This window comes from Novosphingobium humi, assembly GCF_028607105.1.
Taxonomy (GTDB): domain Bacteria; phylum Pseudomonadota; class Alphaproteobacteria; order Sphingomonadales; family Sphingomonadaceae; genus Novosphingobium; species Novosphingobium humi.
The window spans coordinates 2620628-2643039 of the sequence record NZ_CP117417.1; the positions used below are offsets into that span (position 1 = coordinate 2620628).

A 22412-nucleotide genomic window follows, 5' to 3' on the forward strand; every position below is an offset into this window, starting at 1 on the left:
CCGTTAACTTAAATTTAGGAACGATCTGCGAAGTTTTTCCCAGAAATCCCACCATGTGGTCGGGATGCGCATGCAGGCTGGACCGATGAAACCGGCGGAATTTTTGCGCCGGGTGGCCTGCCTTGCGCGCCCGCAAACCGATGCAGGAGCCGACCATGATCGCGCGCCGTTCTTTTTCGCTTAACGCCGCCTTGCCGTTATCCCTGACTCTGGCGCTGATGGCCGCCGGGGCGGCCCAGCCCGCGATGGCCCGTGGCAAACCCAAGCCCAAGGCGGTCGAAGCGGCTTTGGCCAAGGGCGATGGCGACAAGGGCGTCGCGCTGGCCGAGGCGTCGGTTGCGCAGAGCCCGCGTGAGGCTTCGCTGCGCGCGATGCTGGGCCGGGCCTATCTGAAAAGCGGGCGTTTTCAATCGGCAACCACCGCGCTGTCCGATGCGGTGACGCTGGGCGACACGTCGGGCCGCACCTTGCTGGCGCTGGCCCTGGCCCAGATCGGCAGCGGGCAGAATGACGCCGCGCTGGCAACGCTGGAAAGCGGCAACAATGTGATTCCGGTGGCCGACCTTGGTCTGGCGCTGGCGCTGGCGGGCGAAGGCGACAAGGGCTGCGTGCTGCTGGCCGATGCGCTGCGCGCGGGCGACAAGAGCGACAAGCTGCGCGCGAATCTGGCCTATGCCTATGCGCTGGCGGGCCGCTGGGCCGAGTCGCGCATGATTGTGGCCATGGACCTGCCCGCCGACAAGGTGGACGCCCGCATGACCGAATGGGCCGCCGCCGCCCGCCCCGAAGCCGCCCGCCAGCGCGTGGCCAGCCTGCTGGGCGTCGAACTGGCGCCCGATGCGGGCCAGCCGATGCAACTGGCGTTGAACAAGAGCGAGGCCCCGGCGCAGATGGCTTTGGCCGAACCCGCGCCGATGGCCGCGCCCGCCGTGGCCGCCGCCGCGCCGGTTGAAGCACCGATCAATCCGGCTCCGGCCAGCCCGGCCCCGGTTGAGGCAACCCTTGCCGATGCGGCTCCGGCCACCCTGATCCCGGTCAGCGAATCGGCTCCTGCCGGCGAATTGCCCGCTCTGGCCCAAAGCCAGCCTGTCGCCCAGACCGAAACCTTCACGCCGCCCGCGCCGGTTTTCCATGCCATCGCCATGCCCGCCCCCGCGGCGCGCCCGGTCGCCATGGCGGTCCACACGCCACGCGCCAGAACAAAAGCCAGGCACGCCCTTTCAACCGATGCGGTCGGCGGCGAATCGCACAGCCCGTCTGGAACGCACGTCGTGCAATTGGGCGCATTCCTCTCGGAAAAGAATGCCCTGCGCGCCAGAAAGGCCTTTTTGAGCCGCGAAAAATCCTTTGCCGCCGCCGATGTTGAAGTGACCACCGCGATGGTTGAAAACCGCCAGTTCTGGCGCGTCTCGGTGCGCGGATTCAATGCCTCGGCCGCGAACAGCAAATGCGCCTCGATCCGCAGGAGCGGCGGGGCCTGCTTTGCCCATGCCGGCAATTTGCCCAAGACCACCCCGGCCCAGCCCGTCCAGAACAAGGCTTCGGGCAATACGCAGGGAGCGGCTCTGGCCTTCGCATCCCCCAAGGGTCGCGGTCGCTGAACCAGTTAACCTCGGCCATGTGAAAAGGGCTGCCCCGTCCGGAGCAGCCCTTTTTCTTATTTCTTGGTCGCGAAAGGATTCTTCGGCGTGCGCAATGTCAAACGCACCGGCACCGCGTCAAAGCCCAGTTCGCGCCGGATGCCGTTGATCAGATAGCGCTGATACGACATCGGCAGATCGTCGAGGCGTGTGCCGAACAGCACGAAGCCGGGCGGGCGCGTTTTGGCCTGAGTGATATAGCGCAGCTTGATCCGCTTGCCGCCGGGCGCGGGCGGCGGATTGGCGGCCAGCGCATCGTCGAACCAGCGGTTGAGCGCGGCGGTGGGCACACGCTTGCTCCATGCCGCGCGCAGCTTGAAGGCCGCAGCGATCATCTGGTTCAGCCCCTTGCCGGTGCGCGCCGAAACGCTCATCAGCGGCAGGCCGCGCACCTGCGCCAGACCATCGTCCAGCGCCGCCTTGATGCCGTTGAACAGGCCCGAAGCGTCCTCGGCCACGTCCCATTTGTTGATGGCGATCATCAGGGCGCGGCCTTCTTCCAGCACCATGCTGGCGATTTTCAGGTCCTGATGCTCCAGCCCGCGAGTCGCGTCGAGCAGCAGCACGACCACCTCGGCAAAGTCGATCGCGCGGCGCGCGTCGGCCACCGACATGCGCTCCAGCTTTTCCACCACCAGCGCCTTTTTGCGCATACCGGCGGTGTCGATCAGGCGGACGGGGCGCTCCAGATGCGTTTCCGGGTCCATCCAGACCCAGTCGATGGCGATCGAATCGCGGGTAATCCCCGCCTCCGGCCCGGTCAGCAGGCGATCCTCGCCCAGCAGGGCGTTGATCAGGGTGGACTTGCCCGCATTGGGGCGGCCCACAATCGCCAGCTTCAAGGGCGCGTTGTTGATCGCGTCCTCATCGTCGGGATCGAAGGGTTCGAATTCCTCTTCCTCTTCGTCGCCCTCGAAATAGGGCAGCAGCGCCTCGAACAGATCGCCCATGCCCTCGCCATGCTCGGCGCTGATCGGCACGGGGTCGCCCATGCCCAGGCTGAAGGCCTCGTACAGGCCGCCGTCGCCCGCGCGGCCCTCGGCCTTGTTGGCGCAAAGGATCACCGGCACCGGCTGTTCGCGCAGCCAGCGGGCGATTTCCTCGTCGAGCGGGGTGATCCCGGCGCGCGCATCGACCACGAAAAGCGCGATATCCGCACCCTCAAGGCTGGCCTCGGTCTGGGCGCGCATACGGCCCGGCAGGCTGGAGGGATCGTCGTCCTCCCACCCGGCGGTATCGACAATGGTGAAATCCAGCCCCAGCAGACTCGCCTCGCCAAAGCGGCGGTCGCGAGTCACGCCCGGCTGGTCATCCACCAGCGCGAGCTTCTTGCCCACGAGGCGGTTGAACAGGGTTGATTTGCCGACATTGGGTCGGCCAATAATGATAATCTGACGGGACATGGCATAAGCCCTGCTCACAAGAACGCGCTTTTGGCAAGCAAAACGGCGCATCCCCGTCCTCCCCGCCCCGAAATGACGCGCTTTTGCCGCCCATCGCGGCCCATCGGCGTCATAGGTAGTAATCAGGCCAAAGGTTACGGGGCAGGTAACCAAACCTTGCGACAGTGCCATAACCTGTCGCGACGTAGTTTCTTTGCATGACGCAACACCTCATCAGCAAGACGCCGGGCAAGACCATGGCAAAGGCTCTGGCCATCGCGCTGATGGGGGCCTCGGTTATGGGCGCCTTGCCCGCCCAGGCGGCAGGGCGCACCGGAACCCCGGGCCGATTGGCCACCAACCGCCTTGCCCCGGCGCGATTCGCGGTCGCCTTTGTCGATCTGGCGAATCAGAACGGCCGGATCGTCCCGCGCAGCCAGCAGGTCGTGGCCGCCCCCAGCAGCACTTTCCTGCAATGCGTGCCCTATGCCCGCACGGTGTCGGGCATCCAACTGCGCGGCGATGCGCATACATGGTGGGATCAGGCCGCAGGGCGTTACCAGCGCGGCTTCACCCCCCGCGTGGGCGCGGTGATGGCGTTCAAGCCCTATGGGCCGATGGTGCTGGGCCATGTCGCCACGGTCAGCCGGATCCTCGATTCGCGCAGGGTGCTGGTGCGCCATGCCAACTGGAGCCCCTTGGGCGGCGAGCGCGGACAGATCGAGGACAATGTGCTGGCCATGGACGTGTCGGCGCGCAATGACTGGAGCGAGGTGCGCGTGTGGTATCAGCCGCTCGGCGGGCTGGGCACGACGCATTGGCCGGTCGCCGGCTTTATCTACAACACGCCCGTGGGCGAGAGCCGCTCCTATGTCGGGGCCAATCACGGCTCGACGCTGGGGCATTATCTGGGCGACCCCATCGGGGCGATCATCGCGGCCTATTCGCGCCGCTGAAACCCGCAGAAATTCGAAGTAGCAGTCGATGGGGAAGGTCCGGGTTCGCACCCGGACCTTTTTCGTGAGGGGCTCAGGCCGCGGCGATGGGCGGATTGTCGCCCAGATCCTCGTACCAGGCCTCAACCGGGCCGTTCAGCTTGATGGTAAGCGGCTGCCCCTTGCGGTCAAAGCTCTTGCCCGCCTGAACGCGCACCCAGCCTTCGGAAATGCAATATTCCTCGACATTGTTGCGCACCACGCCCTTGAAACGGATGCCGATGCCGCGCTGCAGCTTGTCCGCGTCGAAAAACGGGCTCTTGGGGTTGATGGCAAGGCGATCGGGCGGGGTATCGCCGGCGGCGGCGCCCGATGCGGCGGGGGTGTTTTCGGTGTCAGTCATGGATGCGTGAAATAAATTGCATTACCCACTTGTCAACGCAAACAAACCCCTTTAGAGGCGCGGCTCCCGGCAACGGAGACGCTTCGAAACGAAGCCGACACCATGCCAGCGGGCGCGTAGCTCAGCGGTAGAGCACACCCTTCACACGGGTGGGGTCACAGGTTCAATCCCTGTCGCGCCCACCATGACTTCCCAGGATAATTCAGGAAGTTATGGTTGGAAGTTAACCCGGGCAAATCCCCAGATCATTCATTTGCATCAGAGCTGTTCAGGGCCTCGACAAGGCATTCGCCTTTGCGGTTGCCCCCATTCCCTGTCGCCTCGCCCATGGCCCAACCCCTTGCGATCATGGGGCCGCCGCGATGCTCAAGGGGCAGCGATAAGGCGGCCTCCTCCACAGGCGCGATTCGCGAGGTCGGGGATTGACGAGGGCATGGGCCTTGCCGCAATCGCCGGCACACTTATCACCGTTTACAGAGAGAGACCATGAGCGCACCATCGGCCATTCAGGACATGCCGGAGCATTTTGCCCATTGCATTCAGGTCCTTGGCGGCACCACCGCCGCATCGCGCCGTCTGGGCATTGATGAAAGGGCAATCCGCCGCTTCATCAACGGCGAAAGGCCGATCAGCGCGGGCCTGATGCAGGACACCGCCAAGGCGCTGAACCTGATGGCAGCAGAAGCAACCGAGGTGGCGGCGCGCATTGCCGCCACTTTCGGCGCTGGCTGAAGCGGCCCGGCATCGGCCCTAGCCGCGCCGGTGCCGCCAGCGCCACACCAGCGCGGGCAACAACAAAAGCGTGAGCAGCAGCGAGCTGACCAGCCCACCCAGAATGACCAGCGCCATCGGGCCCTGAATCTCACGCCCCGATTGCCCGGTTTCCAGCGCCAGCGGCACCAGCGCAAAACCCGTCACCAGCGCGGTCAGCAGGATCGGCGTCACGCGCTCACGCACCGCGCGCAGCACCGTGTCCATCGACCAGTCCGCCCCCTCCTCGGCCACCAGATGATCGGCGTGGGAAATCAGCAAGATGGCGTTGCGCGCCGAAATGCCGAACAGCGTGATAAAGCCCACCAGCGCACCCAGCGACACCACGCCGCCCGTCAGCGCCACGGCCGCCACGCCCCCTGCCATGGCCAACGGCAGCCCCGCCAGCACCAGCATCGCCGGGCGCAATCCGCCAAAGGCCAGCACCAGCAGCGCCACCATGCCGATCGCGGTAAACGCCACATGGCTCAGCAATTGCCGCGAGGCCGCCGCCTGCCCCTCGGCCGCGCCCGACCATGACAGATAAACGCCGGGCGGCAGCTTGATCCTGGCCGCGATCTGCGCCTGTGCGGCGGCCACGATCCGGCCCACATTGGCCCCGGCGGCGGCGTTCGCCGTCACCACCTGACGGCGCTGGCCGCCCTCATGCTCGATGGTGGCGCGCGCTGTGCCCAGCGAGATCGTGGCGATGTCGGCCAAACGCACCGCGCTGCCGCCGCTCCCGCGCACCATCACATTGCCCAGCGCTTCGGGGTCTTGGCGCAGGGCGGGCGGCACGCTGATGGCCACATCCACCGTGCGGTCTGCAAGGCTGATCTGGCCCGCGCTGAGCCCTGCAAAGGTCGCGCGGATCGCATCGCCCGCATCGCCCGCGCTGACCCCATGCAGCGCCATGCGCGCCGGATCGGGCGTCACCCCCAGCGCGGGCGCACCGGGCTGGGATTTCACCCGCACCTCGACCGCGCCGGGCGTGGCGGAAAGGACGCCTGCCACCTGCGCCGCCACGCGGTCCAGTTCGTCCAGATCCGCACCATGCACGCTGACCGAGATCGAGGCGGTTTCGCCCGAGAGCGATTCCCCGATGCGGTCGCCAAGGAAGGTTGTCGTCTCGCTCTGGATACCGGGCGTATCGGCCAGAATCCGGCGGATTTCCGACAGCGCATGGTCCTCGCCCGCCGCCGAAACGGCTTTGAGGCGCACGTGGAATTCGCCCTGGCTGGGCGGCCATGTATCCTCGCCTGCCTCGGCGCGGCCCATCTGCTCTTCCACGCTCAGCACTTCGGGGATGGCCAGCAATTGCTTCGAAATCCTGATCCCGGTCGCGCGCATCCAGTCAAAGGACGCGCCCGGCGGCCCCTTTATGCCCAGCACATAGTGCCGCTCACGAAAAGCGGGCAGCAACTCGCTGTTCAAGGCGTAAAAGCCCCCCAGCGTCACCACCCCGATCAGCGCCAGCGCCCAGCCTGCCCGCACCGGATGGGCGCAGATCCGCGCGACCAGCGCCTGATGCCGGTCCTTGAACCGGGTCAGCGCGCGCGGTTCCTGCGCATGTTCATCCGCGCCCAGCAGCAGCAGCGAGAAAGCGGGCGTCACCGTCAGCGCCACCAGCAGGGAGGCCATCGTCGCCAGCAAAAACGCCAGCCCCAGCGGCGCAAAGAACGCCCCGTGCAGCCCGCTGAGCAACACCACCGGCAGCATGGTCAGCCCCAGCACGAAAGTGGCATAGACCACCGGCGCGCGCACCTCGACGCTGGCCTGTTCGATGATCGCGCGGCGCGTATCGGCATCCACACCCGCCCCCGCCTCGCGCAGGCGACGCACAATATTTTCGATATCCACAATCGCATCGTCGATCACCACGCCCAGCGCCACCGCCAGCCCGCCCAGCGTCATGACATTGATCGTCATGCCAAAGGCGTTGAGCACCAAAAGCGCGGCCACCAGCGAAAGCGGGATCGACAGAAAGGCAATCAGCACCACCTTCCACCGGCGCATGAAGGCAAACAGCACCGCCGCGATCATCAGCGCGCCCACCACCAGATCGCGCCCGATACCCGACAGCGCCGTCTCGATGAAATTGGCCGGACGATGCAGCGCGGGATAGACCTTCACCCCGCTGCTGGCCAAAGCAGGCTTCAATTCGCCCAGCGCCTGCTCGACCGCCGCCGTGGCGTCCAGAGTGTTGGCGCCATACTGGCTCGATACGGTCAGCAGGACGCCCGGCCGCCCCATCACCAGCGCATCGCCAAAACGCGGCGCGGCCGTGTCGGCCACATCGGCCACATCGCCAATCCGCACCGTGCCACCGCCCACACGGTTAAGCACCGCATCGGCCACGGCCCGCGCCGTTGTCGCGCTGGCGCCCGGATCGATCAGGATGCGCTGGTTATGCGTATCGGCAAAACCGCCGCCATTGACCGCCACCGCCCGGCTGACCGCCGCGCTCAGATCGGAAAGCGTCAGCCCGCGCGTCAGCAAAGCTTCGGGCCGCGCGCGCACCTCGATCCGGCGTTCATCGCCGCCATAGACATTGACCCGCGCCACCCCATGCGCCGCCAACAGGCGCGGCCGCAAGGTCCATTCGGCCAACTCGCGCAATTGCATCGGGGTCATCCTGTCGCTGACCAGCCCGACCTTGAGCAGGTCCATCGTCGAGGACACCAGCGGCGTCAGGCGCGGCGTCCCCGATCCGGCGGGCAGGCGCGCGGCGGCATCGGCCAGCGCCTCGGACACCTGCTGGCGCGCGCGATAGGGGTCGGAACCCTCACGAAAGGTGATGTTGATGACCGAGAGGCCCTGAATCGATTCCGAACGGACCGTTTCCACCCCGTTGGCCCCGTTGATCACCGCCTCCAGCGGGCGCGTGACCAGTTGTTCGACCTGAAGCGGGGTAAAGCCCGGCACCTCGGTCTGCACGCTGGCCTGCGGGGGCACGAATTCGGGGAATACGTCAAAGGGCGCTTGCCGGAGCACCATGATCCCGCTGGCCAGCAAGGTCAGCGCGGCCAGCAGCACCAGCCAGGGATAGCGCAAAGATTGGCGGACAATCGTGGTCAGCATGGCTCAATCATCCCCGCCCGCAGGGGCCGCATGTTCCAGCCCCAGCAAGGTGCCCGCGCCCTCCACAACAATGCGGTCGCCCGGATGCAGCGCGCCAACCGGCACCTGCCATCCCGCATCGCCCGCCACCGCGCCGGTCAGCGCGATGCGTTCAAAGCCATCCTTGCCCCGCGCGCGATAGACGAAGAGTGCGCCATCGGAGCGCACCAGCGCCGCGCGCGGCACCAAAACGCCCGCCTGCCCGGCCGCTGCGCCCATCCGCGCGGGCAGAACGCGGCCAACGCTGGCCGTCCCATCGGCGATGGCCAGTACGCCTGCGGTCTGCAATTGCGCATCGCCGCCCACCGCCGGGCCAAGCACGCGCAGTCGCTTCATCTGCGCGCCCTCGCCCACTTCGACCATCGCGCCTGCGGGCGGAGGACCGGCGGGCATGTCGATGCGGATCACCGAGCGCGTTCCGGCCGCCGCCTCACGCGCCAGGCCCGGTATCGCGTTGCAGCCCAGCCGCGCCAGCCCCGCGCCAAATTCCAGCGCCACGCGTTGACACGCCAGCGTCAAACGGGCCTTGTCGCTGGCGGCCTGCGCGCTGGCGGCCTGCGCCTCGCGGCGGGAGGCATTGCCATCCTGCGCCGCCAGTTCATTCAGCCGCGCCGCCTCCGCGCCGGATGCCGCCACCGCCGCCTGCGCCGCCGTGATCTCCGCCCCGATCGCAGCCAGAGGCGACAGGTCGATCGCGCGGGCATAGCCCTGCTGTCCCGCGCTGATCGTTGTGGCTGGCAGCGTAGCCAGTTGCAGCCCGATCTTTGCTGCATCGACATGCAGCGCGCCATCGGCTTCTGCCGGTTCGGCTGCCTCCTTCTTGGGCGCATCATCGGCATCCGGCACATTCGCGCCCGAGGCGAAATGCAGCAGCGCCGCGCCCGCCAGCGCGCCGCCCAGAATATAGCCTGCCACGGCAAGGGGCTGTTTCATCGCTTGATCTCCATTTCGGGGCCGGAGAGCGGACGGCGCAGCGCATCTTCCAGCGCCGCATCGGCCCGCTGCACGCGCCCCAGCGCATCGGTAAGGGTCAGTTGGGCATCGAGCGCGCCTGCCTGCATGGTCAGCGTCTCAATGCGGGCGGTCTCGCCCATGGCAAGGCGCTGCTGCGCGCGGCGGGCGGCGGCCATGGCGGCGGGCCATTCGCCGGTCTGCACATGGGCCTGCGCCAGCCGCGCGGCGCGGCTTTCCTGCGCGGCGGTGTCGATGGCGCCAAGGGCATTGGCGATGGCGGTATGGATCGCCGCGCCCGCCGCCTCTCGCCGGGCCAGAGCGGCGCGGATCGTGGCGCGATTGGCGTCCCAAGAGGGCATCGACAGGCCAAGGCCAAAGGGCAAGGTCATCGGACCGCCCGCCCATGTCATCGAGGGTTGCAGCGTGACTTGCGGATATTGCCGCGCCAGTTCGCCGCGCAGGTCCGCCTCGCTCTGGTCATAGGCGGCAACGCTGCGCAGCACATCGGCGCGGGCGACCACCGCGCCATGGGCCAGCGCGGCATCAGGCACCGGCGCGGCGCTGGCCGGGTCGGCAAAATCGGCCCAAAGAAAATCGGGCAAAGTGGATTGCGGCAGGCCCAGCGTGGCGGCCAGACGGGCGCGCGCGTCCGCGATGGCGGCGCGATTGTCGTCCAGAGCGCGCTGGGCTTGCCGTGCGGCGATGCGGGCGCTGTCGCGCTCGATGGCGGCCCCTTCTCCCGCGCGCAGGCGGGCATCGGTGGCGTCGAGAATCTGGGCGCGGATCGCAGCCTGTTGGGTCAGCAAGGGGCCGCGCATCCGGGCGACCAGCAGGTCGATCAAGGCCCCGCGCGCCGCCATGCGCTCGGCCCAGATCACCTCGGCCAGATCATGGCGCGCGATCAGCACCGCCACATCGGCTCGCCTCAGACGCGCGGCTTTCACCCCGCCGTAATCAAGCGGCAGGCTGGCGCCAAGGCTGGCCTGCCATGGCTCGGTGGTGGGGTCGTTCGAATATTGCCCGGTCAGGGCAAAGCTGGGCTGGCCCACTTTGCGCGCCGAGGCGGCCTCGCGCATCGCCACGGTCAGCGCCTTTTGCGCTTGGGCAATGCGCGGATCATAGAGCATCAGCGCGGCCAGCAGCGAAAGCCGGTCAGGCGCATCGGGGGCAACCTTTGCACCGGGGGCCATGGCGCGGACGGCGGCGGCCACTTGCGCGGGATCATAGGCGGCGCTGGCGGCGGCGGAGACCTGCGCGTTCAGGTCCACCGGCACCGGCGGGGCATGCATACATCCCGCCAGCAGGCCGCAAGCCCCCAGCCCGATGGACAATTTCAGCAATTTCATGACGCGCTCTTTCGCGGAAAGGTAAGGGTGACGATCAGGCCCGGCCCCGCATCGCCCAATGTCAGCGCCGCGCCATGGGCATCGGCAATCGCGGCCACGAGGCTGAGGCCCAGCCCATGGCCGGGGGTGGAACGCGAGGATTCCAGCCGCACGAAACGGCGCAGCACGCGAGCGCGGTCGGCCTCGGGAATGCCGGGGCCATTGTCGCGCACCTGCAAGGCCACCCCATCGGCATGATCCAGCACCGACACCTCGATGGCCGCCCCCGGCGGCGTATGGCGCATCGCATTCTCCGCCAGATTGATCAGCACCTGCGCCAGCAATTGCCGATCGCCCAGCACCATCAGGCCGGGATGCCAGCGCGTCTCGAGCCTCTTGCCCGCATCCTCGGCCAGCAGGCCCAGCGTTTCGGACAATTCGCCCAACAGGCCGGACAGATCGAGCCGGGTAAAGGCGCGGCGCAGGCTGCCCTCCTCGACCTCGGAAATGCGCAGAATGGCCTCGAACAGTTCCAGCACCTCATCGGTACGGGCCAGCGCCATGGCCACTTGTTCGCCGCCATTGGCCGCCATTCGTTCGAGATGGTTGCGCAGGCCCGTGAGCGGCGTGCGCAGATCATGGGCGAGATCCGCGCTGACCTGTCGCAGATTGGCGATCAGCGAGGTGATCTGATCGAGCATGGCGTTGAGCGAGGCGGCCACGCGGTCGAACTCGTCGCCATTGTGGCCCATCGGCGCGCGGCGGGCAAAATCGCCCGCAACAATGGCCGAGGCGGTATCCTCGATCACCGCCAGCTTGCCCCGCAGATAACGCGCCAGCACCAGCGCACCGCCCACGCCAATGCCCAGCAGCGCCAGCATCGCCACGGCAAAAATGCCAAGGATCGCGCGGTCGATCGCCTGAAGATCCTCCAGATCGGCGGCCACCACCAGCCGTTCGCCGCCCGGCAGCAGCGTGACCTTGGCGCGCGCGGTGTCGGGGCCTTCGAGGGGGTCGAGAAAGGTGATGCGGTGCCAGCCCGGCGCCGGGGCAGCCGTGGCCAGATTGCCCGCCAGATGCCGCCCGTCGGCCGCAAACACCGCCGTGCCCAGCGAGATCGGGCCGGGGCTGCGCTGCATTGCCACCGCGCGCGACAGGCCGGCCAGGCCATCGTCGCGATATTCGGCCATCAGTGCGGCGCTGGCATGTTCGACGCTCAGATTGATCTGGCGCGAAAAGGCGGCATGGGTGGCGAGAAAAACCGCCCCCGCCACCAGCAGCATCGCCACCGCATAGGCACAAAACCCGATCAGCGCGATGCGCCGCGCCGCGCTGGCCCGCAGCCAGCTCATGATCCGCGCACCCGATAGCCCATGCCGCGCACCGTTTCGATGGCATCCTCGGCAAAGCCCTCGTTCAGTTTTGAGCGCAACCGGCTCATATGGGTTTCGACGATCTTGGTCTGCGGGTCGAAATGGAAATCCCACACCCTCTCGAGCAGCATTGTGCGGGTAAGAAAGCCCCCGCACGCCCGCACCAGTTCTTCAAGCAGGCGGAATTCGCGCGGCTGCAACAGGATCACGCGCCCCTGGCGCGTCACCTGCCGCGTGCGCAGATCAAGCATAATGCCGCCATAGGCGGGGCCGGTATCCACCGGAGCCGTCCGCCGCGTCAGCGCGTTGATCCGCGCGACCAGCTCGCTGATGGCGAAGGGCTTGACCAGATAGTCATCGGCCCCCGCATCCAGCCCATCAACCCGGTCCTCGATCCGGCCCAGCGCGGTCAGCATCAGCACCGGCATCCCCAGCCCGCCCCCGCGCAGCGCGCGCAGCACCGCGATCCCGTCCATATCGGGCAGCATCCGGTCGAGCACCAGAATATCGGCACCGGAATCGCGCGCCCATTCCAACGCCTGCGCACCGCTGGCGGTCGCCATCACGCGATGCCCCATTTCGCCGAGGGCATCCTCGACGAATTGGCGCGTATCGGGATCGTCCTCGGCCAGAAGAATGTTCATGCGGATCAGGCTCTCCAGCGGCTTTGGCCACCGCATAGCCCATTCCGATGCGCGATGGTGGATACAATTTGCCAACCATCGCGCGTGGTTTATCCGGCCTTGCCCCCTTCGTGCAGGGCGATCTGTTCGGCAATATGGCCGCGCCACAGGGCCGATAGCAGGTCGGTCTGGGTGATCATGCCCAGCAGATGCCCGCGCGCATCGACCACCAGCGCCTCGTGATACATCCCGCCCGACAGGATCGGCAGCAATTCGTCAATCGGCGCATCGGCCGCGGCGATACAGGGCGAAGTGTCCATCACCTGCTCCACCCGCGCCTCTTCGCCCACCGAGACGAGGCTGTCGAGGCGCAGCAATCCTTCGAGCCGCCCCTCCGCATCGATCACAGGCAGCGCGCCGATCCGATGCCCGCCAAACAGCGCCACCGCCCGCGCCAAACCGTCCTCAGGCCGCAGCGTCAGGCCATCCTCGCGCATGATCTGGTCGCAGCGGATCGTGCCCTGCAAGCGGCGATAGGCGCGGGTTTCGACCTGACGGAACAAAGTGTCGAGATCCTCGCTGCTGACGTCGAGCAACTGGTCATATTGGGAGAGGACCGATTCGATGTCCGCCATCGAAAAGCCCGCCCGCGCAGGCCCCGGCGCGGCAAATTGCACCGCGCGATGGGGATAATTGCCCCGCACCGCCGAATTGTACAAAACGCCAAAGGCCACCAGCAAGGCGCTGTCCAGCGCCACCGGCACCAGCGCAAAGGACCAGCCTGCGGCCACCACCGCCTTACCCCCGATGACACAGGTGAGCGCGCAGGCCCCGCCCGGCGGGTGCAGGCAGCGCGCAAGGCTCATCGCCACAATCGCGCTGGCCACGGCAAGGCAGGCCGCATAGGCCGGATCGCCCAGCACCTTCATCCAGAAAATGCCGCATAGCGCCGAGACCGTATTGCCGCCCACAATCGCCCAGGGCTGGGCCAGAGGGCTGGCCGGGACGGCAAAGAGCAGCACCGCCGAGGCCCCGATGGGCGCGATCAGCAAGGGCAGGCCCAATCCCAACCAAGATGGCCCCAGCTCGGGCCAGAAGCGCACCACCAGCCCCGCCGCCAGAATGCCGAAGGCCGCGCCCAGCCCCGCCGTCCACAGGCGCGAGGCCGTGGGCGCGCTCTGGACGCCGACCCAATGGAGCAGACCGTGCATGACGCGCATGGCTCAGCGCTCCATCACATCGGCCAGCGAATATTGCGCCAGCACATCGCCAAAGGCCCCGCGCGCCCGCGCAAACACGCCCGGCAGGCCGCAGCGCCGCAGCAATGCGCAGCCCGCGCAATCGACCATCCCGCAATCAGGCTCCATCGCGGCAACAACAGCCCCGATATTGATGTCCGCCGGATCGCGGGCCAGCCGGATGCCGCCCCCGCGCCCGCGCGTGGCCTCGATAAAACCGGCATGGGCCAATTGGTTGGCGATCTTCATCAGATGGGTGCGCGAAATATCCTGCGCGGCGGCGACATCGGCAATCGCCACGCGGCCGCCCTCCAACTGAGCCTTATTGGATTGGGCCAGATCAATCAGCAGGCGCAGCGCATAATCGGTGTGTCGGGTCAATTGCATGGGTTGGGCAATAAGATGCAATTTGATTCATCTCAAATGAATCTTTCCCGGACGCGGATAAGTGGGTTTTGAAAGTCATCTTATCTGGAGATCCCCCATGTATTGCGTCCAATGCGAACAATCGAACAAGGGCGGCTGCGCTGTCAAAGTCGGCTCTTGCGGCAAGAGCGCAACCGTGGCCGACATGCAGGACGTGCTGCTGCGCCTGATGCAGGGGGTCTCGGCCTATGCCGACCGGGCGGCGGCCAAGGGCGCGCGCGATGAACAGGTCGACGCCTTTACCCCACACGCGTGGTTCACCACGCTGACCAATGTAAATTTCGACGCAGGCCGTTTCGATGCGCTGATCACGCAGGCGCTGGCAATGCGCGAGCGGGCGAAGGCCTGCGCCATCGCGGCGGGCGCCGACCTGTCGGATCTGCCCGAACCGGCCACATGGAACCCCGGCGCCAACGCCGAGGAATGGGCCGCCGCCGCCCCCTTTGCCGCGATCCAGCGCTTTATGGACCGCGATGGCCCCAGCATCACGGGCCTGCGCAACCTGATCCTTTATGGCCTTAAAGGTACGGCGGCCTACAGCGAACATGCCCGCGTGCTGGGCCATGAGGAAGCGGCGATCTGCGCCGAATTCCACCGCATCTCGGCCTTTCTGGCCGCCGACCCGACCGACATGGCCGCGCTGATCGCGCAATCGCTGGCGGTGGGCGCGATGAACCTGAAAGTGATGGAACTGCTGGACGCGGCCAACACCACCCGTTTCGGCCATCCCGAAGTGACGATGGTGCGCATGACCCCCGTCGCGGGCAAGGCGCTGCTGGTGTCGGGCCATGACATGGGCGATCTGGAGGCCATCCTCCAGCAGACGCAGGGCAAGGGCATCAATGTCTATACCCATGGCGAGCTGATGCCTGCCAACGCCTATCCGGGGCTGAAGAAATATGCCCATCTGGTCGGCAATTACGGCGGCGCATGGCAGGACCAGCAGCGCGATTTCGACGCCTTCCCCGGCGCCATCGTGATGACTTCCAACTGCCTGATCAACCCGGAAATCAAGGGCTATGGCGACCGGATCTTTACCGCAGGGCCGGTGGGCTGGGCGGGTATTCCGCATCTGACCGACCATGATTTCGCCCCCGCCATCGCCTGCGCGCTGGCCCAGCCCGGCTTTGCCGCCGATGCGCCCGAACAGCGCGTCCCGGCCGGCTTTGCCCGCAACACCGTGATGGGCGTGGCCGACACTTTGCTCGACATGATCGGCAAGGGCGATGTGAAAAACCTGTTCCTGATCGGCGGCTGCGACGGAGCGCGTCCGGGCCGCAATTATTTCCACGATCTGGCCGTCGCCACGCCCAAGGACAGCCTCGTGCTGACGCTGGGCTGCGGCAAGTTCCGTTTCAACCGCGAGGATATGGGCGACATCAAGGGCGTGCCGCGCGTGCTGGACATGGGCCAGTGCAACGACGCATTTTCCGCCATTCAGGTGGCGATGGCGGTGGCGGGCGCGCTGGGCTGCGGGGTCAATGACCTGCCGCTGCATTACGCGATCAGTTGGTTTGAACAGAAGGCCACCGCCGTGCTGCTGACCATGCTGCATCTGGGGATCAAAAAGATCCACCTTGGCCCCACGCTGCCGCAATTCCTGACGCCCGAAGTGCTGGGCGTGCTGGTCGAAAACTTCGACATCCGCCCGACCGGCGAAGCGAAGGAAGATCTGGCCCGGATGCTGGAAGCGGCATAAGGCAAAGATCGGCGGCCCCGGCGCAAAAACCGGGGCCGCCCAAGTTTGGGCCATGCCTTAGGGCAGCAATGGCCGGACAGATCCCCCCGTCAGAACCGTTCCATATCCTTGGCGATGACCACGGGGCCTTTGAACAGCCGCCCGATCTGATCACGATACAGCGCATCGGCGCCCTGCACCGCCCCCCCGGCGATATGGGTGACCACCACCTTGCCCACGCCCGCGCGCGCCGCCATTTCGCCGATGGCCTGCGTGGAAAGGTGATGGCGCGTCAGATGCTCGGCCATATGCGCCTTTTCCTCGGGCGAGATATGGCGCACACGGCGATCCATCTGGGCCAGCGTATTGTCCAGATCGATCATCTCGGTCACCAGCATGTCCGCCCCCTTCGCCAGTTGCGTCACCTTCTCGCTGGGCCCGGTGTCGCCGGTATAGATGATCGAGCGCCCCGGCAGATCAAAGCGATAGGACAGCGAGCGATAGGTATGCTCTTCGGGGCTGCCGGGGGTAAAACTGTAGTGTGTATTGGTGGCCACCCGAACGGTGAATGCGTCCAGCTTGACCACCGCGCCATCGTCAAGTTCGACCACGTTGATATTGGTCGCCGGATCGATCGGCACTTCGCCCGGAATGCCGAAGCCCGAGCGCGCGCTGGGCCGCATCGCCGCGATCAGGCCCGCCACGATTTCCTTCATCCCCGGCGGGCCATAGATGGTCAGCGGCCTGACCGTACGCGTCTGCAGACGCAGGCCCAGCACCGCGTAAAGCCCGCCCAGATGGTCGAAATGGATATGGCTGATCCAGATGGTGCGCAGATCGGGATAGTCGGCGCCCGCGTCCGCCATCTCGGTCATCGCGCCATCGCCGGTGTCGATCAGATGCGCCTCGCCCGCGCGGACCAGCAGATTGGCCGGTTCATTGCGCCCCGGACGCGGCATCGGCCCGCCCATTGTGCCCAGCGTCACCCATGTATAAGGCGCGGCGACAGGTTGGGCCGCGACAGGTTGCGCCAGCAGCAGGCCCGCCAGCAGGATCAGTTTCTTCGCCATGATCGTCTCCCTTTTCCGGGCGCAGGCAAAGGGCCGCGCCGGTTGTCTCTTCAAAATGCGATGCTCTGCAAATCGGCGCCCAGCACGACCGGCCCGGCGTAATGGGCGCGCACCTGCGCCAGATCGGCCTCGTCCACATGGCCCACATGGCTGAGCACCAGCTTGCGCACCCCCGCCCGCGTGGCCAGATCGCCCACCTGCGCGGGCGAGAGATGTTCGACATCCATGTGGCGCTGAACCGGGGGCGGCACCATCGCGCGGTCGGCCGCCGTGGCCATTTCGGCCACCAGCACATCGGCCCCGCGCGCAAATTCGGCCAGGCCCGCCATCGGCCCGGTGTCGCCGGTAAAGACCACCGCCTTGCCGCCCGCCTCAAAGCGATAGGATAGCGATTGCGCACCGGGCGCGCGGGCGTGGTCCATCAGCCTGTAATGGCTGTTGGCCAAGGCCCTCACGCGCACGATACCGTCGGCAAAGCCCGCGCCCGGCGCCAGATCACGCGCGGCAAGGAAAGCGGAAACCGGACGATCCTGTCCCGATTCGGCGTTGCGGATGCGGGCGTTGACCTCCATCACCGCGCCCAGCGCATGGGCAAGGTCAACCGTACCCGCCGGACCCAGCAATTGCATCCCCGTCCCGCGCGTCGACCAGGCAAAGCTGGCGAGGCTGAGCAGGCCCGCGTAATGATCGTCATGCAGATGGGTCAGGAACACCAGAGGCACATCGCGCTCGGCCACGCCCGCCTGCGCCAGTTGGCGCGAGACGCCGCCGCCAGCATCGATCAGATAGCGGTGGCCCGCCACCTCCAGCAACGTGGCGATGCCCGAGCGGTCCGCCCGCCCGCCAGGTCCGCCGCCCGTGCCCAGCAGGACCAGACGATTGCCTGCGGGCGGGGCATCGGCCGCCCATCCGGCCTGCGCCACCATCAGGGCCGCCATGGCCAGCCCCCGGCCGATCCGGTGTTTTATCATCACTCTCCTTTCGCGGGTTCAGCAAGCCGCTGTCATGATTCTACGTTTGTAGAATACACCTATCCTTGTCAAGCGAGGTCGGGAAGGGCAAGACGGGGGCGACATGACCGATCTTGCCCCCCCCAGCATAGCGCCCGCCCGCGACAAAGCCCCAGCCAAAGGCAACCGGCGCGAGGAACTGGCACAGGCCGCGCTCGAAGTGCTGGGCGAATATGGCAGCCGCGGCTTTACCCACCGTGCGCTTGACCGCCATCTGGGCCTGCCCGAAGGCACGACCTCGGCCTATTTCCGGCGGCGCGAGGATCTGGTGGCCATGGCCATACGCACGGTCTTTGCCCGCGACGCGCAGCAGATGGACCAGATTGTCGACCGCATCGAGACGCTGTGCGGCGATGCGCCCAGCGTGGAAGTGGTGGCGCAATGCTGCTTTGAGATGTGGCAATTCGTGGCGGCTCAGGCGCGCGGGACCTTTGTGCTGGCGCGCTATGAATGTTTCCTGATGGCGCGGCGCGACCCGGAGCTGATGCAACTGGTCGAAAATGTCATGCTGGCCCGGCAAAACCGATGGGAACCGATCTTTGCCCGGCTGGGCGCGGCCAATCCGGCGGGTTCTGCGCGTCAGATCGGCCTGTTGCTGCGCAGCCTGTTCTTTTCCGAAATCTTCTTTCCCGCGTGCCTGAACCGGGCCGAGCCGCCGATCGACCTCGACATGTTCATCCGGGAAATTCGGAATTACATTTAGGCCGACACCCATGCCCGGCTCTCTCGGAAATCCGAGGCGGTGCGTCCGGTGCGCGCTTTGAAAAAGCGGGCGAAATAGGCCGGATCGGCAAAACCCAGCGTGGAGGCGATCTGGCCGATGCTGCTGGCCGTATAGGTGAGCAGGCGCATCGCTTCGAGCAGCAGGCGCTGCTGGACCACTTCGGCCGGGGCCTGATCCAGCACGGCGCGACAGGCGCGGGTCAAGGTGGGCGCGGTGGTGGCCAGATGGGCGGCGTAATCCTGCACACCCCAGCCTTGGGTGTAATGCGCTTCGACCAGAGCCTTGAAGCGGGCAACCAGCGCGTCATGCCCGCTGCGCGGCGGATTGGGCGCGGCGCTCAATCCTTCGGCGGCCAGCGCCAGCACCAGCGCCAGTTGCGCCACCAATGAAGCGGGCAACATTTGCGCGCCATCGGCCACCCCCTGCGCCAGATCGGCCATCAGCCAGCCAAGCCGCCGCGCCGAGGGGGGCGGCAACAGGCGGTGCCGCGCGCCATGCCCGCCCAGCCCACCATCGCCCAGCAGCCCCGCCAGCCGCCGATCATGGAGCAACGCATCGGCCAGCGAAAGCACCCAGCCTTGCGCATCGGTGGCAAAGCGGAACGCATGGACGCAGCCCGAGGGCACCACCACCAGGCTGACCGGATCGAGCCGGGTGATGCCGGTGTCATCAACCAGATCGCCATGGCCGCCATCAAGCAGAAGGAGTTGAAAAATACCAGGATGCGCGTGGGGCGAAATCGTCCACTCGTGCTGGCTCGATCGGGCAGAGATCGTTTCGATATGCAGGAATTCCGGGGCAATCGCATGATTGCCTTCGCCATAAAGCGCATAACGGCGGATCTGATGCGGTTTGGCCATGGGGGCAGAGCCTGCGCCGATTGATCGAAAAGTGCAAGAGCTTGCGCGGGGCGGCCCTCACGCCGGGCCTGCGCGCATGGCAATCATGGCGGCATAGAAACCATGAGAGGATATGCAAGATGAGCGAGCTGACGCTGGATCAAATCACGAGGGATCGTCCGTTCCGTTTCGATCCCTATTCGCCCGAAAATGATGCCGATCCCTATCCCGCCTATAAAGTCCTGCGCGAGGAACATCCCTGTTTCTGGAGCGAGGAAGCAGGCATGTGGGTGCTCTCGCGCCATGAGGATATTCTGAACGCCCTCCAGAACTGGCGGCTCTATTCCTCGGCCAAGGGCAATCTCATCAACGAATTTCCCGGCCGCGCCGGGGCAACGCTGGGCAGCAGCGATCCGCCGCGCCATGACCGCCTGCGCGCGCTGGTGCAAAGCGCAATGACCAAGCGGGCCTTGGACCATGTGATCGAACCGGCGCGCGCCTCGGTGCGGCGGCATCTGGCGGCCATCGAGGGCAAGGATGTGTTCGATTTCGTGGGCGAGCTGGGCGGCGCGGTCACGCTTGATCTCATCTTCTATCTCTTTGCCCTGCCCCCCGAAAATGCCGATGAGGTGCGCGACAATGCGGTGCTGATGGTCCAGACCGATCCGGTCACGCGGCAGAAAAGCCCGGCCCATCTGGCCGCTTTCCAATGGATGGCCGATTATGCCGAGCGCATCGTGCAGGAACGCAAAGCCAATCCGGGCGATGATCTGCTCTCCAACTTCATCACCGCCGAAATCGACGGGGAAAAGCTGCTCGACAAGGAAGTGCAGCTTACCGTCACCACGCTGATCATGGCGGGGATTGAATCGCTCTCGGGCTTTATGGGAATGTTCGCGCTCAACATGGCCGATTTTGCCGAGGCACGGCGGGCGATCTGCGCCGATCTCTCGCTGCTGCCCGATGCGATTGAGGAGAGCCTGCGCTTCAACACCTCGGCCCAGCGGTTCAAGCGCTGCGCCACGCAGGACATCGAACTGCATGGCCAGACCATCAAGGCGGGCGATTTCATCATGCTGGCCTATGGTTCGGCCAACCGCGACAGCGCGGTGTTTGCCGATCCCGACACCTATGACATCACAAGGCGGCCCAAGCGTCATCTGGGCTTTGGCGGCGGGGTCCATGCCTGCCTCGGCTCGATGCTGGCGCGGGTGGCGGTCCAGATCCTGTTTGAGGAATTCCTGACCGCCTGGCCCGAATTCAGCCGGGTGGATGAGCAGCTCGACTGGGTGCCCTCGTCCAATTTCCGCAGCCCCGGCAAACTCCTGCTGCGGCGCGGATAAGCGATAAGGCGTAGCCATCCCCCTTTCGCGCATGGGTTCAGCCGCTATCATGGGGGCAAACCGATGCGCGAAAGGCCCTCATGCATATTCCTGATGTTTCCACTCTGGGCGAGCCTGCGACCAAGCGCTGGTACGGCCATCTTTACGCGCAAGTGTTGATGGCGATTGCCGCGGGCGTGGCGCTGGGCCATTTCGCGCCCGATGCGGGCGAAGCGATGAAGCCGCTGGGCGATATTTTCATCAAGCTGGTCAAGATGGTGATCGCCCCGGTGATTTTCCTCACCATCGTGACGGGCATTGCGGGCATGCGCGACCTCTCCTCGGTGGGGCGCGTGGCGGCCAAGGCTTTTGCCTATTTCTTCACCTTTTCCACGCTGGCGTTGATCGTGGGCCTGATCGTGGCCAATACGGTCCGGCCCGGCGCGGGGCTGAACATCGATCCGGCCAGCCTCGACGCCAGCAAGGTGGCCGATTACGCCGCCAAGGCGCATGAAAGTTCGGTCATGGGCTTTATCAACGCGATGGTGCCCGAAACCTATGTCTCGGCGCTGACCGAGGGCAATATCCTTCAGGTGCTGGTGGTGGCGATCCTGTTTGGGGTGTCGCTGGCCTCGGTGGGCGATGTGGGCGAACGGGTGCTTTGCGTGCTGGAGGACGTTTCGACGGTGTTTTTCCGGCTGGTGTCCATCGTGATGAAGGCCGCGCCGCTGGGGGCCTTTGGCGCGATGGCCTTTACCATCGGCAAATATGGCGTGCACAGTCTGGCCCATCTGGCCGCGCTGGTGGCGACTTTCTATTTCACCTCGCTGCTCTTTGTCATCGTGGTGCTGGGGATAGTGGGTCGCTTTGCGGGCTTTTCGATCTTCCGCCTGCTGGCTTATCTCAAATCCGAACTGCTGCTGGTGCTGGGCACGTCCTCGTCCGAAAGCGCCCTGCCCGCGCTGATCGAAAAGATGGAGCGGGCCGGTTGCCCCAAGGCGGTGGTGGGGCTGGTCGTGCCCACGGGCTATTCGTTCAATCTCGACGGGACCAATATTTACATGACGCTGGCCGCTTTGTTTATTGCGCAGGCGTGTAATGTTGACCTGACGCTGGGGCAGCAGGCGCTCTTGTTGGGCGTGGCCATGCTGTCGTCCAAGGGCGCGGCGGGGGTGACGGGCGCGGGGTTCATCACGCTGGCGGCCACGCTTTCCATCGTGCCATCCGTGCCGGTGGCGGGCATGGCGCTGATTCTCGGTGTCGACCGCTTCATGTCCGAATGCCGCAGCCTGACCAATTTCGTCGGCAATGCGGTGGCCACCATCGTCGTCGCGCGGTGGGAGGGGAAGCTGGACAAGGCAGCGCTGGATGCGGCACTGAAGGGGTAAAGGGGTTGCCTGCGGCGGGCCAAGGGACTCGTCCCTTGGCGATCCCATTATGGGGTGGCGCTATGCAGCGCAGCTCGCCGCGCCGCAGGCTTTAGAAACCATCGCCAAATCCACATCCCGCGAACCGAAGCGCTACCCCATAGAGGGATTGCAAAGGGCCCCCGCCCTTTGCCCGCCGGAGGCACCTCTTACCCACCAACTATAAGTACCAC

General features: G+C 66.2%; 19 protein-coding genes and 1 tRNA gene. 8 read left to right on the forward strand and 12 right to left on the reverse strand.

Annotation, left to right across the window (positions count from 1 at the left end):
- The first annotated feature begins 155 nt into the window (after positions 1 to 155).
- Positions 156 to 1601: a tetratricopeptide repeat protein gene (locus PQ457_RS12325; protein WP_273617117.1), complete on the forward strand. Its 1446-nt coding sequence runs from the start codon at positions 156 to 158 to the stop codon at positions 1599 to 1601.
- A 56-nt stretch (positions 1602 to 1657) separates the two neighbouring features.
- On the opposite strand, the gene der is transcribed toward PQ457_RS12325, so the two are convergent.
- Positions 1658 to 3043 (reverse strand): ribosome biogenesis GTPase Der, encoded by a 1386-nt coding sequence (gene der / locus PQ457_RS12330; RefSeq protein ID WP_273617118.1) that lies wholly within the window; start codon positions 3041 to 3043, stop codon positions 1658 to 1660.
- Positions 3044 to 3240: 197 nt separating this feature from the next.
- On the opposite strand from der, the gene PQ457_RS22180 reads away from it, so the two are divergent.
- Positions 3241 to 3978 carry a CHAP domain-containing protein gene (locus tag PQ457_RS22180; RefSeq protein WP_337958468.1) on the forward strand — a complete coding sequence of 246 codons (738 nt, stop codon included), beginning with the start codon at positions 3241 to 3243 and terminating at the stop codon, positions 3976 to 3978.
- 73 nt (positions 3979 to 4051) lie between these two features.
- Here the strand turns inward: PQ457_RS22180 and PQ457_RS12340 are convergent, their stop codons facing one another.
- The gene (locus PQ457_RS12340; protein ID WP_273617119.1) at positions 4052 to 4360 is read right to left on the reverse strand and encodes a DUF3297 family protein; all 309 of its coding nucleotides are present in this window, start codon (positions 4358 to 4360) and stop codon (positions 4052 to 4054) included.
- A 110-nt stretch (positions 4361 to 4470) separates the two neighbouring features.
- Here PQ457_RS12340 and PQ457_RS12345 point away from each other — a divergent pair.
- Positions 4471 to 4545, forward strand: a tRNA-Val gene (locus PQ457_RS12345).
- 301 nt (positions 4546 to 4846) lie between these two features.
- Positions 4847 to 5092 carry a helix-turn-helix domain-containing protein gene (locus PQ457_RS12350; RefSeq protein ID WP_273617120.1) on the forward strand — a complete coding sequence of 82 codons (246 nt, stop codon included), beginning with the start codon at positions 4847 to 4849 and terminating at the stop codon, positions 5090 to 5092.
- 18 nt (positions 5093 to 5110) lie between these two features.
- Here PQ457_RS12350 and PQ457_RS12355 read toward each other — a convergent pair whose 3' ends face one another.
- From PQ457_RS12355 to PQ457_RS12385, 7 genes are read right to left on the reverse strand one after another with little or no spacing between them, the layout of a single operon-like run.
- A complete protein-coding gene (locus tag PQ457_RS12355; RefSeq protein WP_273617121.1) occupies positions 5111 to 8191 on the reverse strand; it encodes an efflux RND transporter permease subunit in 3081 nt (1026 codons plus the stop codon).
- Between the two features lie 3 nt (positions 8192 to 8194).
- Entirely contained in the window at positions 8195 to 9163 is a 969-nt protein-coding gene (locus PQ457_RS12360) for an efflux RND transporter periplasmic adaptor subunit (RefSeq protein ID WP_273617122.1), read from the reverse strand.
- The gene (locus PQ457_RS12365; RefSeq protein ID WP_273617123.1) at positions 9160 to 10530 is read right to left on the reverse strand and encodes a TolC family protein; all 1371 of its coding nucleotides are present in this window, start codon (positions 10528 to 10530) and stop codon (positions 9160 to 9162) included. Before PQ457_RS12365 ends, PQ457_RS12360 begins: the two co-directional genes overlap by 4 nt.
- Positions 10527 to 11861, reverse strand: coding sequence for a sensor histidine kinase (locus tag PQ457_RS12370; RefSeq protein WP_273617124.1), 1335 nt, complete (start codon positions 11859 to 11861; stop codon positions 10527 to 10529). Before PQ457_RS12370 ends, PQ457_RS12365 begins: the two co-directional genes overlap by 4 nt.
- On the reverse strand, positions 11858 to 12562 hold the full coding sequence (locus PQ457_RS12375) for a response regulator transcription factor (protein WP_337958469.1): 705 nt from the start codon (positions 12560 to 12562) through the stop codon (positions 11858 to 11860). The genes PQ457_RS12370 and PQ457_RS12375 overlap by 4 nt, the downstream gene beginning before the upstream one ends.
- A 53-nt stretch (positions 12563 to 12615) precedes the next feature.
- Entirely contained in the window at positions 12616 to 13725 is a 1110-nt protein-coding gene (locus tag PQ457_RS12380) for an HPP family protein (protein WP_273617125.1), read from the reverse strand.
- A 3-nt stretch (positions 13726 to 13728) separates the two neighbouring features.
- Entirely contained in the window at positions 13729 to 14130 is a 402-nt protein-coding gene (locus PQ457_RS12385) for an RrF2 family transcriptional regulator (RefSeq protein WP_273617126.1), read from the reverse strand.
- Positions 14131 to 14227: 97 nt separating this feature from the next.
- Here PQ457_RS12385 and hcp point away from each other — a divergent pair, with 97 nt between their 5' ends.
- A complete protein-coding gene (hcp, locus tag PQ457_RS12390; RefSeq protein WP_273617127.1) occupies positions 14228 to 15868 on the forward strand; it encodes a hydroxylamine reductase in 1641 nt (546 codons plus the stop codon).
- A gap of 89 nt (positions 15869 to 15957) precedes the next feature.
- Here the strand turns inward: hcp and PQ457_RS12395 are convergent, their stop codons facing one another.
- Together PQ457_RS12395 and PQ457_RS12400 are read right to left on the reverse strand one after the other, a co-directional pair.
- Positions 15958 to 16917, reverse strand: coding sequence for an MBL fold metallo-hydrolase (locus PQ457_RS12395; protein WP_273617128.1), 960 nt, complete (start codon positions 16915 to 16917; stop codon positions 15958 to 15960).
- A 50-nt stretch (positions 16918 to 16967) separates the two neighbouring features.
- A complete protein-coding gene (locus PQ457_RS12400; RefSeq protein ID WP_273617129.1) occupies positions 16968 to 17888 on the reverse strand; it encodes an MBL fold metallo-hydrolase in 921 nt (306 codons plus the stop codon).
- Between the two features lie 103 nt (positions 17889 to 17991).
- Between PQ457_RS12400 and PQ457_RS12405 the strand changes: the two genes are divergently transcribed.
- Positions 17992 to 18630, forward strand: a complete 639-nt coding sequence (locus PQ457_RS12405; RefSeq protein ID WP_273617130.1) for a TetR/AcrR family transcriptional regulator — start codon at positions 17992 to 17994, stop codon at positions 18628 to 18630.
- Here the strand turns inward: PQ457_RS12405 and PQ457_RS12410 are convergent.
- Positions 18627 to 19511, reverse strand: a complete 885-nt coding sequence (locus PQ457_RS12410; RefSeq protein WP_273617131.1) for a helix-turn-helix domain-containing protein — start codon at positions 19509 to 19511, stop codon at positions 18627 to 18629. The two genes, PQ457_RS12405 and PQ457_RS12410, sit on opposite strands and share 4 nt — an antisense overlap.
- A 119-nt stretch (positions 19512 to 19630) precedes the next feature.
- Between PQ457_RS12410 and PQ457_RS12415 the strand changes: the two genes are divergently transcribed.
- A complete protein-coding gene (locus PQ457_RS12415) occupies positions 19631 to 20833 on the forward strand; it encodes a cytochrome P450 (RefSeq protein ID WP_273617132.1) in 1203 nt (400 codons plus the stop codon).
- An 80-nt stretch (positions 20834 to 20913) separates the two neighbouring features.
- A complete protein-coding gene (locus PQ457_RS12420; RefSeq protein WP_273617133.1) occupies positions 20914 to 22200 on the forward strand; it encodes a dicarboxylate/amino acid:cation symporter in 1287 nt (428 codons plus the stop codon).
- Positions 22201 to 22412 lie beyond the last annotated feature (212 nt).